Origin of the sequence: Tenacibaculum pacificus, assembly GCF_027941775.1 — a bacterium.
Lineage (GTDB): Bacteria > Bacteroidota > Bacteroidia > Flavobacteriales > Flavobacteriaceae > Polaribacter > Polaribacter pacificus_A.
In genome coordinates, this window is sequence record NZ_CP115917.1 from 2,483,798 (window position 1) to 2,498,455 (window position 14,658).

Here is a 14,658-nt window from a genome sequence, read left to right on the forward strand (position 1 = left end):
GTAATTATACCCCCCATATAATTAAAAAAACCTTGTTGTTTCTTAAGACAACAAGGTTTCTTTTTTATTAAAAGACTTAAAAGATCCTGATTTTTTATATTTTAAATTTATTCAAAATATAACTCAATTAATCCTTTAGGAGTTTCAACTTCAATAACTTTATTCACTTTATCTACTTTCTTAATAAAATCGTCAATCATAGGAATAAAAATCTCTATATCTCCATTTTCAATTTCAAAAAGAGGCTGAGCAGCTTTATCATTTATATATGCTAAAGTACCTACTTCACCAAAGTTTTTATCAACAATGGTAAAACCAATAACTTCGTGATAATAAAACTTATTTCCTGAAAGTTTTGGCAATAAATTTAAAGGTAAATAAATTCCTGCTCGCATAATGGCATCTGCATCTGCTTCAGTATCTACATCTTCAAATTTTACGCGAAACATAGTACTTCTACTTAAAGAAGATTTTTCAATAAAAAAAGGAACCAGATTATTGCCTAAATCGACAAAAACTGATTCCAAATTTTCGTAAAGATCGGGTTCGTCAGTATCTAACTTAATAACTACCTCTCCCTTAAAACTATGTTTTTTAACGATTTTGCCAAGATAAAAGCAATCTTCTTTTTGCATCATCATTATAGTACAGTTTTTTTATTCTTCGCTATCTGCTCCATTTTCAGCAACAACCTCTTCGCTATCAGCAACAGGTGTGTTAGCAGCAATACGTGCAGCATTTACAGCTTTTTCAGCTTCTAAAGCTTTTGCTTTAGCATCTGCTTCAGCTTTAGCTAAACCATCAACTTTAGTAGCAACTAAACCAGTTTTTTCTTCTAACCAAGCTGCAAATTTAGCATCTGCTTGTTCTTGTGTTAAAGCTCCTTTTTTAACTCCACCAGCTAAATGCTTTTTTAATAAAACTCCTTTATCAGATAAAATAGTTCTAGCAGTGTCAGTTGGCTGTGCTCCTTTTTCTAACCGTGATACAGCTACATCAACGTTTAAGTCAGTAGTTGCAGGGTTAGTGTTAGGGTTATAAGTTCCAATTTTTTCTAAGAAACGTCCATCTCTTTTAGCTCTTGAATCAGCAGCTACTACCCAGTAAAAAGGTTTTCCTTTCTTTCCGTGTCTTTGTAATCTAATTTTTACAGGCATAATTTTAATTTTTAAGGTTCTCGACCTTTATTATTAATAAATCTTATCATCTCGTGATAAGCGGATGCAAATGTATAATTTATTTTTAATTAAAAAGCAAAAATTAAACATTAATACAACAAAAAAGAGCTTGAATACCAAGCTCTTAAGAAAATAAGTTATGTTTAAATGTTATAAAACTCTAACATCAACAGCATTTAATCCTTTTCTTCCTTCTTTAAGGTCAAATTCTACAGTATCACCTTCTCTAACCTCATCGATTAAACCTGATACGTGTACAAAATATTCTGTGTTTGACCCTGACTCTGTAACAAATCCAAAACCTTTAGATTCGTTAAAGAACTTAATTGTTCCTTCTTTCATTGTAAAAAATATTATATTAAATATGTCGCAAATATACTTTTAATAATTTAGTCTAAAATGATTATTACATAAGATTAAAAAAACTTAACAACTACCTAACAATTAGTTAGCAATTTAATTCAATAAGAAAAATAATACTTTCACTAAAAGCTGGTTAACAAATTACTTCTGTACTAAACATAACAAATTCTTCGTATTTTTACACTTTGTTTTTACCAAAACATTTTAACAAACAAATTTTCTAGATGTATTTAATTTTTGATACTGAAACTACCGGATTACCAAAAAATTGGAAAGCACCTTTTACAGATACTGATAATTGGCCAAGAGCAACCCAAATTGCTTGGCAATTACGTGATGAATTAGGTAATTTAATTGAACATAATGATTTTCTTATAAAACCAGAAGGATTTAATATTCCTTATGATGCTGAGCAAATCCGTGGTATTTCTACTGAATTAGCTCAAGAACAAGGAATTGAACTTCCTGAAGGTTTGGCTTTGTTTAACGAAGCTTTAAGAAAAACAAAATTTGTTGTAGGTCAGAATGTTGGTTTTGATTTAAACATTATGGGTTGTGAGTTTCATCGTTTAGGGGTAGATACCATTTTAAACGACCTCCCTATTTTAGATACTTGTACCGAGCAAACCGCTAAAATGTGTCAAATTCCTGGTGGTCGTGGAGGTAAATTTAAATTGCCTACGCTAACAGAATTACACAAACATTTATTTGGTATTGGTTTTGGTGATGCTCACAACGCAACTGCCGATGTAGAAGCAACAACCCGTTGTTTTTTAGAATTAGTTCGTTTGCGTCAATTTACCAAAGAACAATTAGATGTTTCTGATGATTTCTTTGATAATTTCAACAACACAAACCCTGCTCCTATTCGAGTAATAGGATTAAATCACTTAAACTTAAAGAAAGAAAGTGAAAAAATTCGTACGAGAATTGAAAAATCAAAAGGTGTTACAAAAACCATCAGTACTAATGAAGGTTTAGCTAAATTAGAAAATGTAAGTTTTGCTCATCTTCATAATCATACACAATATTCTGTTTTACAATCAACTATTCAAATAGGAAATATTGTAAAAGCTGCTGCAAAAGACAACGTGTCGGCAGTCGCAATGACCGATACTGGTAATATGATGGCGGCTTTTCATTTTGTACAAGCGGTTTTAAATCATAATAAATCCGTAGAAACAGCAAATATTGAAGCCATTGAAAAAGGAGAAACACCAACTCAAAAACCATTAAAACCTATTGTAGGTTGTGAATTTAATATTTGTAATGATCACACTAATAAAAGTCAAAAAGATAATGGTTATCAAGTTGTTTTATTAGCAAAAAATAAAAAAGGATATCACAATTTAGCAAAAATGTCTTCTATCGCTTTTGTTGATGGATTTTATTATATCCCAAGAATCGACAGAAAAGTAGTTGAACAATATAAAGAAGATATCATTGTACTTACAGGTAGTATTTATGGTGAAGTTCCTAGTAAAATATTAAATGTTGGTGAAGCACAAGCCGAAGAAGCATTACTTTGGTGGAAAGCACAATTTGGTGATGATTTATACATCGAATTAATGCGTCATAATCAAGATGATGAAAGAGTTGTAAATGAAACACTTTTAAAATTTTCGAAAAAACACAACATAAAAACTGTTGCCTCTAACAATACTTTTTATTTAGATAAAAAAGATGCTAATGCTCATGATATTTTATTGTGTGTAAAAGATGGCGAAAAACAAGCAACTCCAAAAGGACGAGGACGAGGTTATCGTTACGGTTTACCCAACGATGAATATTACTTCAAATCATCCGAAGAAATGAAAAAATTGTTTGCTGACCTTCCAGAAGCAATTATAAATATTCAAAAAATTGTTGATAAAGTAACCCCTTACACCCTAGCTCGTGATGTTTTATTACCTGCTTTTGATATTCCTGATGAATTTAAAGATGAAAAAGATAATGAAGACAAAGGAAAACGTGGTGAAAATAATTTTTTACGGCATTTAACTTATGTTGGTGCAAAAAAACGATACGGAGAAATTACAGAAAGTATTCGTGAACGTTTAGATTTTGAGCTTGAAGTAATTGAAAAAACAGGATATCCTGGGTACTTTTTAATTGTTGAAGATTTTATTCGAGAAGCAAGAAATATGGATGTTGCGGTTGGTCCTGGTCGTGGTTCTGCGGCAGGTTCGGTGGTTGCATATTGCTTGTGGATTACCAATATTGATCCAATTAAATACGATTTACTTTTTGAGCGTTTCTTAAATCCTGAACGTGTATCAATGCCCGATATTGATATTGATTTTGATGATGAAGGACGTGGGCGTGTAATGGATTATGTAATTGATAAATATGGGGCAAATCAGGTAGCACAAATTATTACATACGGAACAATGGCAGCAAAATCTTCTATTAGAGATACCGCTCGTGTTTTAGATTTACCGCTTTTTGAAGCAGATAGAATTGCCAAGTTAATTCCGGGAATGAAGCTGAAGAAAATATTTTCTTTGGATGATAAACAACTAAGCGAAAAACTTAGAACCGAAGAAATTGAATTGGTTAACGAACTTAAAAGACTTTCTAACGGATCTGATTTAATGGCAGAAACTATTAATAAAGCTCGAATTTTAGAAGGTTCTGTTCGTAATACAGGGATTCATGCCTGTGGTGTTATTATTACGCCTGATGATATTACAAAATTCGTACCTGTTGCCTTGGCAAAAGATTCTGGCATGTATGTAACTCAGTTTGATAACTCGGTTGTAGAAGATGCTGGTTTATTAAAAATGGATTTCTTGGGATTAAAAACACTAACTTTAATTAAGGATACCGTTAAAATTGTAAAAGCACGTCACGATGTACTTTTAGATCCTGAAACTTTTCCGTTGGATGATGTGAAAACCTACGAACTTTTCCAAAGAGGAGAAACTGTTGGTATTTTTCAATATGAATCTCCAGGAATGCAAAAACATATGCGCTCATTAAAGCCTACTGTTTTTGAAGATTTAATTGCCGTGAATGCATTATATCGTCCTGGACCGATGGAATATATTCCTTCTTTTATCCGAAGAAAACACGGTGATGAAGAGATTGAATACGATTTACCTGCAATGGAAGAATATTTATCTGAAACCTACGGAATTACGGTTTATCAAGAGCAGGTAATGTTATTGTCGCAAAAATTAGCCGATTTTACAAAAGGTGAAGCCGATGTTTTACGTAAGGCAATGGGTAAAAAACAAATTGCCGTTTTAGATAAAATGAAACCCAAATTTGTAAAACAATCAATTGCAAACGGGCGTGATGCTAAAAAATTAGAGAAAATTTGGACGGATTGGGAAGCCTTCGCATCATATGCCTTTAACAAATCTCACTCTACCTGTTATGCTTGGATTGCCTATCAAACAGCCTATTTAAAAGCGCATTATCCCGCCGAATATATGGCGGCGGTGCTGTCAAATAATATGAATGATATTAAATCGGTTTCATTTTTTATGGAAGAATGTAAACGTGCTGGAATTACTGTTTTAGGTCCTGACGTAAATGAATCATTTTCTAAATTTTCGGTAAATAAAGAAGGTGCAATTCGTTTCGGAATGGCAGCGATTAAAGGTGTTGGAGGACTTGCCGTAAAAGCAATTATTAACGAACGAGAAAAAAATGGTGTTTTTAATTCTGTTTTTGATGTAGCTAAACGTGTTGATTTAAGAGTTGCAAATAAAAAAGCTTTTGAAGGTTTAATTTTGGCGGGTGGTTTTGATTCTTTTGGAAGCGCACATAGAGCGCAATATTTTGTTGAAGATGAAAAAAATCAAAAATTTATAGAAAAAGTATTACGATTTGGAAATAAACATCAAGAAAATTTAAACTCGGCACAAGTTTCTTTATTTGGCGGCGCATCCGAAGAAGAAATGCCTGAACCGATTATTCCTATTTGTGAAACTTGGGGTACTATGGAATTACTTGGAAAAGAAAAAGAAGTTGTTGGTATTTATATTTCTGCGCATCCACTAGATGATTTTAATAATGAAATGAAGTTCTGTAACGCCAAGCTTTCTTACTACAATGATTTACCTAAATATGAAGGAATGGCATTAACTTTTGGAGGAATTGTTACTGATGTACAACATCGAATTTCGAAAGCAGGAAAAGGTTGGGCAACATTTTTTATTGAAGATTATACTGAAAATTATGAATTCAGAATTTTTGGAGAAGAGTATTTAAAATTCAAACACTTTTTAGTTCCTAATTCATTTTTATTTGTAAAAACTATGGTTAAACCTGGTTGGACAAGTAGAGAAGGTGTAAAAGGAGAACCAAGAATTAGCTTTACTGATTTTTCGATTTTACACGACATTATGGATAAAATGTGTAAAAAAGTAACTATAAAAATGCATCTAAAAGAAGTAAGTGAAAATCGAATAAAAGATTTACAGCATTTATTTACGATGAATAAAGGTTCTCAAAATTTACATTTTACCATTTGGGATGAAGAAGAAAAAATAAAATTAGATTTACCTAGTAGAAATACTAAAGTTAAAATAACTAATGCCTTTTTAAAAACTTTAGACGATCAACATATTAATTATAAATTGAATTAAAAAATGCTACCAAATTCTATAAAAAAGTATCAAAATAGCACCGATTTATTAATAAATATAGCTGAAAATGATTTATATAGTAAGCTGATTATACAGCTTACTAAGGATTTTGGTTTGGCAAATTATGATTTAAAAATTTCAGAAAAAAGTACACCTGATACTTTAAAAGAAGCACTTAATAATGCTATAAAAAATTTAATTCTTACAGATTCAAATACTTATAAAACAATTTTATATATTATTGATGTTCCTGAAGAAATAATACAAAAAATTGACACTTCCGATATTAATAACTATGTAGAAGCTGTTGTTTTTTTAATCTTAAAAAGAGTTTGGAAAAAAGTATGGTTTAGAGCTAAATATACTAACTAGTCAACTCTCTAAAAAGGCTTTCTAAATTCTTATTTTCGGTATTTAAACCTAAAATTTTTAAACCGTTTTCTTGAGCGAAATCAAAAATTACAGGACGCATATCTTCTGATGTTTTAAAAGTAAGTATCCAATTATTTTCAACCGTATTTTTATAATGAGCAATATTTGGTAAACGTTGTATAAATTGTTCTTCTAACTTATAATCAAAAGTTACTTTTATAACTTGCTCTTTACTTGTTTTGAGTTCGGCAATAGGTTTATCAACAACTATTTCACCTTTATTTATAATAATTACTCGACTACAAACAGCCTCTACTTCTTGCATAATATGAGTAGAAAATAACACTGTTTTATCTTTACCAAGTTCTTTTATCAATTCACGGATTTCTACTAATTGATTCGGATCTAAACCTGTGGTTGGTTCATCTAAAATTAAAACCTCTGGATTATGCAAAATTGCTGCAGCTAATCCTACTCTTTGGCGATATCCTTTAGATAATTGCCCAATTTTTTTATGAGCTTCAGGAGTTAAACCTACTTTTTCAATTACTTCAGATATTTTAGTTTTTGATATCTTATAAACAGATGCCTGAAATTGTAAGTATTCACGTACATACATTTCTAAATACAACGGATTATGTTCAGGTAAATATCCTATTTTTTTTTGTGCTTCAATAGGATTTTTAAGAACATCTATTCCGCTTACAAAAACAGTTCCTTCGCTAGGCTGAATAAAACCTGTTAAAATTTTCATAGTAGTTGACTTCCCAGCACCATTAGGTCCTAAAAAACCAACTATTTCACCTTTTTTAGCTTCAAAAGAAATACTATTTACGGCTTTTTGTGTTCCGTAATTTTTAATTATTGATGTAAGTTGTATAGACATATTTTTATCAGCTGTAATTCTAAAAAAATTAATAAGTTAAGAATAACGTAAATTCTTATTTTCTTATATAAGAAACGAAACTATAATCGTATTTATTTTTTTCATCGGCTTTAAAATCCTCTCTTGATGCTTCTTTCCAGATATTCATATCAATATTTGGGAAAAAAACATCAGCCTCAAAACTATGATGAACAAGACAAATATCTAGCTTATCTACTAAATTATTTTCAATTGCTTCTTTATAAACTTGTGCACCTCCAATAATAAAAATATCGGTTTCATCTTTTGATAATTCAATAGCTTCTTCTAGCGAATGAGCCACTAAACACCCCTCTTTTAAATAATCGTTATTTCTAGTTATTATAACTGATGTACGATTAGGTAATGGTCTACCAATACTTTCAAAAGTATTACGCCCCATTAAAATATGATGTCCTGATGTAACTTTTTTAAACCGTTTTAAATCGGCAGGAAGATGCCAAATTAAATCGTTATCTTTTCCTAAAGCATTGTTATTTGCTATTGCTGCAATTATTGTAATCATAAATTGTATTTACTGAATGGTTATATGTCTTTTGCCCACTCTTTAATATAACTTGTTAAATCTCTTTTTTCTGTAACAGCATCTTGTAAAATATCTGTTTTTATACTATCTACTAAAGTTATAATTGCTTTTAAAACTTTTTCATCGTTTATTCCTTCAATTTTTTCATAAAGGGAATCTTTTAAAACATCAATATTTGTAACCATCGTTTATATTTTTTAGCACCTCTTACAAAGTTACTAAAGTATCTGTTAAATATAATGTTAAATTACACTGCTACAACACCTTTTATATGCGGATGTGGGTTATATCCTATCAACTCAAAATCTTCAAAGGTAAAATCTTCAATATTTTTAATTGCTGAATTAATTTTCATTGTAGGCAAAGGTCTTTCTTCACGAGATAATTGTAATGCTAATTGTTCTTGATGATTATTATAAATATGAGCATCACCAAAAGTATGGATAAATTCTCCTGCTTCATAACCACAAACCTGTGCAATCATCATAGTAAATAAAGCATAAGAAGCAATATTAAAAGGAACTCCTAAAAAGATATCTGCGCTTCGTTGATATAATTGACAAGATAATTTTCCATCAGCAACATAAAACTGAAAAAAAGCGTGACACGGTGGTAAAGCTGCTTTTCCGTTTGCTACATTTTCAGAAAATGATTTTGATGTATCAGGCATAACAGAAGGATTCCATGCAGAAACTAACATTCTTCGGCTATTCGGATTCTTCTTTAAAGTTTCGATTACATCTTTTAATTGATCAATTTCATCACTATTCCAATTACGCCATTGATGCCCGTAAACAGGTCCTAAATCACCATTTTCATCTGCCCAATCATTCCAAATACGCACACCATTTTCTTGTAAATATTTAGTATTTGTATCACCTTTTATAAACCAAAGTAATTCATAAATAATAGATTTTAAATGTAGTTTTTTGGTAGTTACCATTGGAAAACCTGCACTTAAATCAAACCTCATCTGATGCCCAAAAACACTTTTTGTACCTGTTCCTGTTCTATCTCCTTTTTCGTTTCCGGTTTCTAAAACGTGTTTTACTAAGTCTAAATATTGTTGCATTTGTTACTTGTAATTTTTGAAAAATAAAAAAGCTTCCACATTTAATGTTGAAGCTTTTAAAAATTATATAAATAATTATTAACTATTATTTTGCCTCTACTTTTAATGATTATCCTATAATCATACCTGCAATAGTTGCTGACATTAAAGATGCTATTGTACCTCCAATTAAAGCTTTCATTCCAAATTCTGATAATGTTTTACGCTGTTTTGGAGCTAATGAACCAATACCACCAATTTGAATACCTATTGATGCAAAGTTAGCAAAACCACACAACATATAAGTAGCCATTATAATCGATTTATTATATGTTAAATGTGTTGCACTAGCTACATTTTTAAGTTCTGATAATTGAATATACCCAACAAATTCACTTGCTGCTAATTTAATTCCTAATAACTGTCCCATTAAAGCCATATCTTCTCTAGCAACACCTATTAACCACATTAATGGTGCAAAAGTATATCCTAAAATAAACTCTAATGAAAATGCTTTATAAGCTGTTGAATTTTCTATAATTGTATTAAGAGATGTCATTTTCCATCCAAAATATTCTATTCCATCAAAACCTCCTAAACCGCCTAAAATTCCATTTATCATGGCTATAAAAGCAACAAAAACTAAAAGCATTGCGCCTACATTCATCGCTAATTGTAAACCTTCGGTAGTACCATTTGCTATTGCATCTAATATATTTGAACCTATTTTATCTTGAGAAACTTTTATATCTGTAACAATTTTTTCTGTTTGCGGATATAAAATTTTAGAAATAACAATTGCTCCAGGTGCTGCCATTACAGAGGCTGCTAATAAATGTTTTGCATAAAATAATTTTAATGTTTCATCATCACCACCTAAAAAACCGATATAAGCGGCTAAAACTGCTCCAGCAACGGTTGCCATTCCGCCAATCATTACGAGTAACATTTCCGACTTATTCATTTTTTCTAAATAAGCCTTAATTAATAATGGAGCTTCTGTTTGTCCTAAAAAGATGTTTCCTGCTACCGATAAACTTTCTGCACCAGATATTTTTAACACTTTACTTAACGACCAAGCTAAGGCTTTTACTACCTTTTGTATAACTCCTAAATAAAATAATAATGATGTTAATGCCGAAAAGAAAATAATAGTAGGCAATATTTGAAAGGCAAAAATAAATCCAAAAGTATCCATATCAGAAATTAAACCCTGAAACAAAAATTCACTACCCGCTTGGGTAAAAGCTAATATACTAACAAATCCTTTTCCTATAAATTCAAAAATAGATTGCACAAAAGGTACTTTTAAAACGCCAATCGCAATTACTAATTGAAAAGTAAGTCCTAACCCTACAATTTTCCAATCAATACCTCTTCTATTTGCACTAAATAAAAAAGCGATAATTAACAAAGAAATCATCCCTAAAGCACCACGCCATAAACTCTGCATAGAAAACCCTTTACTAGGAATAATTTGATTTATTGGTGTTTTTAATTCAGTTATTTCTATCACCTTAGCAACAGGAGTAACTGTTTTAGGTTTTGAAGTAAATTTATATGTAATGTTTTTTTCAGATAAAATTAATAAAGTATCTGATAACTCACTGATATTATAATAACGAACCGTATCTTTCGGCTGTTTATAATTAAAAATCAATAAATTATTTTGATGAATATAATTCCCTGAAGCCTGTAAACTATCTTTAGCTATTAAGGAATAATTAAATATTCCTTCGGATAAATTTAATACATCTGTAGAATCAATTAATGAAACTACCGATGTACCTTTAGTATTTTTAATTGATGAAAAACGCCATTTTTTCTCTATACTTTGACCAAAAACAGTTATTGATAAACAAAGTATTATGAGCGTAAATAATTTTTTCATATTTAATTTTTTATTAAGAATGCTTACTTATTTCGTCTCTAATTTGTGCGGCTAATTCATAATTTTCATTAGCTACTGCTTCGTTAAGTTGTGCATGTAATTCAGATAATGATATTTCTATATCATCATCATCTTCTTCTAAAGAAAACTCTATTTCATCAGAATCTAAATCTTCTTCAATAATTAATTCTTCATCCATTTTTAAAGATACACCTGCTTTATCTAAAATATTCTCGTAGGTAAAAATAGGTGCTTCAAAACGAACTGCTAAAGCAATTGCATCTGAAGTTCGAGCATCAATAATCTCTTCAAGCCCATCTCTTTCACAAATTAGACTCGAATAAAAAACACCATCAACCAACTTATGAATAATAACTTGGATAACTTTTATAGAAAACCTATCAGAAAATGTTTTAAATAAATCATGCGTAAGTGGACGTGGCGGGCGAATTTCTTTCTCTAAAGCTATGGCAATAGATTGAGCTTCAAAAGCTCCAATAATTATAGGTAATGTCCTTTCTCCTTTGGTTTCACTTAGCACTAATGCATAAGCCCCACTTTGAGTTTGGCTATATGAAATCCCTTTGATATTTAGTTTAATTAAGCTCATGTAGATTATAATAAGTAACTAAAAAGGCTGTCTATATTTTTGGCGCTATGCTTCAAAATTTAGACAACCTACTTAAGTGGGCACAATTTACTAAAAATTATGAATTGATTTATAATTTCTATAAAAAGAAAGTTCCTTTATTTAAATTATGCTTGTTTAAAAGCTTTTAGCTTTTCTATTAATTGAGGTATAACTTCAAAAGCATCACCAACAATACCGTAATCTGCTGCTTTAAAGAAAGGAGCGTCAGCATCAGTATTAATAACAACTTTTACTTTAGATGCATTAATACCTGCTAAATGCTGAATTGCTCCAGAAATACCAATAGCAATATATAAATTTGAAGCTACAGGCTTACCTGTTTGTCCTACATGTTCACCGTGAGGTCTCCACCCTAAATCAGATACAGGTTTAGAACATGCCGTTGCAGCACCTAAAACATCAGCTAATTCTTCTATCATTCCCCAGTTTTCAGGTCCTTTTAACCCTCTACCCGCAGAAACTACGATATCAGCATCAGCAATACTTACTTTTCCGCTTGCTTTATTAACACTTTCAGATTTTACACCTAATGTAGGTAAAGTAGCATCAAAGCTTTCTGTAACTCCGCTTACTGCATTTTCAATGAGCTCCGTATGAATTCTTAGCAACACCAATTACTTTTTTATCGGTAGAAATTTCAGTATTATTAAATCCTTTGTTTGAAAAAGCGATTCTTTTTACTGTAAACGGACTCGTACTACTTGGCAAAGCAACAACATTAGACGCATAACCAGCCTCTAAAGCAACGGCTACTAATGGCGCTACAGTAAACCCATCAATACTTGAATCAATAACTACAGTATCTGCTGAATTTGCATTGGCTACTTGTGTAATAACTGAAGCGTATGCTTTTGCATTAAAAGAAACTAAATCATTTTTTACCTCAACTACTTTTTCAGCACCGTAGGTATATAATTCAGTAGCATCTCCTCCATTAATTGTTAAGACAACTAAATTACTATTTAATTGTTCGGCTACTTTTTTTCCGTACGAAACTACCTCAAAAGCAGTTTTTTTAAATTTTCCTTCCGATGAATCGGCAAAAACTAATACAGACATATTTTTATATTTTTTAGGTTATTAAAATAATAAATAGCTGTTTTAAATAACAGTTTTTATTTATTGATAACAACGTGATTTTAACTATTATTTTTAAATAACTTTAGCTTCGTTATGTAATAAGTCGATTAAAGCATCAACATTATCTACTAACTTAACAGCTCCTTTTGCGGCAGGTTTTTCAAAACTTTTTGTTGATGTACTTGCTACAACACCTGTTGGTTCAACAACAGTTAATGGTTTTTTACGAGCAGTCATAATTCCACGCATATTAGGAATACGTAAATCTTTTTCTTCTACCATTCCTTTTTGTCCAGCAACAACCATAGGTAAAGTTGAAGAAACTTTTTCTTCTCCTCCATCTATTTCTCTATCTAAAGTTACATTTGTTCCCTCAACTTCAACACCTACACAAGCGTTTACAAAGTTAAAATCTACTAAAGAAGCTAACATTCCTGGTACCATTTGCCCATTATAATCTGATGATTCTTTACCAGCTAAAACCAAATCATAACCGCCATTTTTAACAACCTCGGCCAATTCTTTAGCAACCATAAAACCATCTGTTGGCACTGCATTTACACGAATTGCAGCATCTGCTCCAATAGCTAAAGCTTTACGTAATGTTGGTTCTGTTGAAGCATCTCCAACACCTACAACAGTTACAGTAGCACCTTGTTTTTCTTTAAACCACATAGCACGAGTTAAGCTAAACTCATCATAAGGGTTTATAACATATTGAACTCCATTTGTATCAAACTTTGTATCGTTATCAACAAAGTTAATTTTCGAAGTAGTATCAGGTACATGGCTAATACAAACTAATATTTTCATATATCGTTGTTTTTAAGAAACTTAATTTTTGAACTACGAAGTTACGTTTTTTTTATTTTACTATGCATGCATAATAAAAATTTTACCTTAAGATGTTTTAATAATTACAAATTAAAAGCAATACAATGATTTGTTTAGCTTAAAAACCCTATTTCTTATTTCTATTTTTATTATTTTTGCTATATTGATAAAACAACTACTAATATAACGTATGAAAACAATACAATTTAGAGAAGCTATTTGCGAGGCAATGAGTGAAGAAATGCGAAGAGATGAAAGCATTTACTTAATGGGCGAAGAAGTAGCAGAATATAATGGAGCTTATAAGGCTTCAAAAGGAATGTTGGATGAATTTGGTGCAAAAAGAGTTATTGATACTCCTATTGCCGAGTTAGGTTTTGGTGGTATTGCGGTTGGGTCTGCAATGAACGGAAACCGTCCAATTGTTGAATACATGACTTTTAACTTCTCTTTAGTTGGTATTGATCAAATTATCAATAACGCAGCTAAAATTCGTCAAATGTCAGGTGGTCAATTCAATTGTCCTATCGTTTTTCGTGGTCCAACAGGTGCTGCTGGTCAATTAGGAGCAACACACTCACAAGCTTTTGAAAACTGGTTTGCAAACACTCCAGGATTAAAAGTTATTGTTCCTTCGAATCCTTATGATGCTAAAGGTTTACTTAAAGCAGCCATTCGTGATGATGATCCAGTAATTTTTATGGAATCAGAACAAATGTATGGTGATAAAATGGAAGTTCCTGAAGGAGAATATATTATTCCTATTGGAGTTGCTGACATTAAAAGAGCAGGTACAGATGTTACTGTTGTTTCTTTTGGAAAAATCATCAAAGAAGCTTACAAAGCTGCTGATGAATTAGCAAAAGAAGGTATTTCTATTGAAGTTATTGATTTACGTACAGTTCGTCCGATGGATCATAAAACTATTTTAGAATCTGTAAAGAAAACTAACAGATTAGTTATTTTAGAAGAAGCATGGCCTTTTGGAAGTATTTCTTCAGAAATTACTTTCAGAATACAAGATGAAGCATTTGATTATTTAGATGCTCCTATAAAAAGAATTACAACTGCTGATACTCCTGCACCATATTCTCCTGTTTTATTAGCAGAATGGATGCCTAATGCAAATGATGTTATTAAAGCTGTAAAAGATGTTTTATATCTTAATAAATAAGACAATAATCAAAT

13 protein-coding genes and 1 pseudogene are annotated in these 14,658 nt (G+C 30.9%); 3 read left to right on the forward strand and 11 right to left on the reverse strand.

Annotated elements, in window-relative coordinates:
• Positions 1–107: 107 nt before the first annotated feature.
• The 3 genes from rimM to PG913_RS11340 form a co-directional block, all read right to left on the reverse strand.
• Positions 108–635 (reverse strand): ribosome maturation factor RimM, encoded by a 528-nt coding sequence (gene rimM / locus PG913_RS11330; RefSeq protein WP_271232173.1) that lies wholly within the window; start codon positions 633–635, stop codon positions 108–110.
• 21 nt (positions 636–656) lie between these two features.
• A complete protein-coding gene (locus PG913_RS11335) occupies positions 657–1,157 on the reverse strand; it encodes a 30S ribosomal protein S16 (RefSeq protein WP_271230802.1) in 501 nt (166 codons plus the stop codon).
• A 171-nt stretch (positions 1,158–1,328) separates the two neighbouring features.
• Positions 1,329–1,520 (reverse strand): cold-shock protein, encoded by a 192-nt coding sequence (locus tag PG913_RS11340; RefSeq protein WP_101903235.1) that lies wholly within the window; start codon positions 1,518–1,520, stop codon positions 1,329–1,331.
• Positions 1,521–1,765: 245 nt separating this feature from the next.
• Here PG913_RS11340 and dnaE point away from each other — a divergent pair, with 245 nt between their 5' ends.
• Both dnaE and PG913_RS11350 read left to right on the forward strand, forming a co-directional pair.
• Complete coding sequence (gene dnaE / locus PG913_RS11345) at positions 1,766–6,139, forward strand: DNA polymerase III subunit alpha (protein ID WP_271230803.1); 4,374 nt, start codon at positions 1,766–1,768, stop codon at positions 6,137–6,139.
• Positions 6,140–6,142: 3 nt separating this feature from the next.
• A complete protein-coding gene (locus PG913_RS11350; protein WP_271230804.1) occupies positions 6,143–6,511 on the forward strand; it encodes a hypothetical protein in 369 nt (122 codons plus the stop codon).
• On the opposite strand, the gene gldA is transcribed toward PG913_RS11350, so the two are convergent.
• The 8 genes and pseudogenes from gldA to PG913_RS11390 form a co-directional block, all read right to left on the reverse strand.
• Positions 6,504–7,397 (reverse strand): gliding motility-associated ABC transporter ATP-binding subunit GldA, encoded by an 894-nt coding sequence (gldA, locus tag PG913_RS11355; protein ID WP_271230805.1) that lies wholly within the window; start codon positions 7,395–7,397, stop codon positions 6,504–6,506. The two genes, PG913_RS11350 and gldA, sit on opposite strands and share 8 nt — an antisense overlap.
• Positions 7,398–7,452: 55 nt before the next feature.
• Positions 7,453–7,941, reverse strand: a complete 489-nt coding sequence (locus tag PG913_RS11360; RefSeq protein ID WP_271230806.1) for a dihydrofolate reductase — start codon at positions 7,939–7,941, stop codon at positions 7,453–7,455.
• A 20-nt stretch (positions 7,942–7,961) separates the two neighbouring features.
• On the reverse strand, positions 7,962–8,147 hold the full coding sequence (locus tag PG913_RS11365) for a hypothetical protein (protein ID WP_271230807.1): 186 nt from the start codon (positions 8,145–8,147) through the stop codon (positions 7,962–7,964).
• A 62-nt stretch (positions 8,148–8,209) separates the two neighbouring features.
• The gene (locus tag PG913_RS11370) at positions 8,210–9,034 is read right to left on the reverse strand and encodes a thymidylate synthase (RefSeq protein ID WP_271230808.1); all 825 of its coding nucleotides are present in this window, start codon (positions 9,032–9,034) and stop codon (positions 8,210–8,212) included.
• Between the two features lie 109 nt (positions 9,035–9,143).
• Positions 9,144–10,904 carry a NupC/NupG family nucleoside CNT transporter gene (locus PG913_RS11375; protein ID WP_271230809.1) on the reverse strand — a complete coding sequence of 587 codons (1,761 nt, stop codon included), beginning with the start codon at positions 10,902–10,904 and terminating at the stop codon, positions 9,144–9,146.
• Positions 10,905–10,917: 13 nt separating this feature from the next.
• Complete coding sequence (locus tag PG913_RS11380) at positions 10,918–11,514, reverse strand: bifunctional nuclease family protein (RefSeq protein WP_271230810.1); 597 nt, start codon at positions 11,512–11,514, stop codon at positions 10,918–10,920.
• A 146-nt stretch (positions 11,515–11,660) separates the two neighbouring features.
• Positions 11,661–12,615: pseudogene (locus tag PG913_RS11385) on the reverse strand (electron transfer flavoprotein subunit alpha/FixB family protein).
• A 93-nt stretch (positions 12,616–12,708) separates the two neighbouring features.
• Positions 12,709–13,449 (reverse strand): electron transfer flavoprotein subunit beta/FixA family protein, encoded by a 741-nt coding sequence (locus tag PG913_RS11390; RefSeq protein ID WP_271230811.1) that lies wholly within the window; start codon positions 13,447–13,449, stop codon positions 12,709–12,711.
• Between the two features lie 211 nt (positions 13,450–13,660).
• Here PG913_RS11390 and PG913_RS11395 point away from each other — a divergent pair, with 211 nt between their 5' ends.
• Positions 13,661–14,644, forward strand: a complete 984-nt coding sequence (locus PG913_RS11395) for a pyruvate dehydrogenase complex E1 component subunit beta (RefSeq protein ID WP_271230812.1) — start codon at positions 13,661–13,663, stop codon at positions 14,642–14,644.
• Positions 14,645–14,658 lie beyond the last annotated feature (14 nt).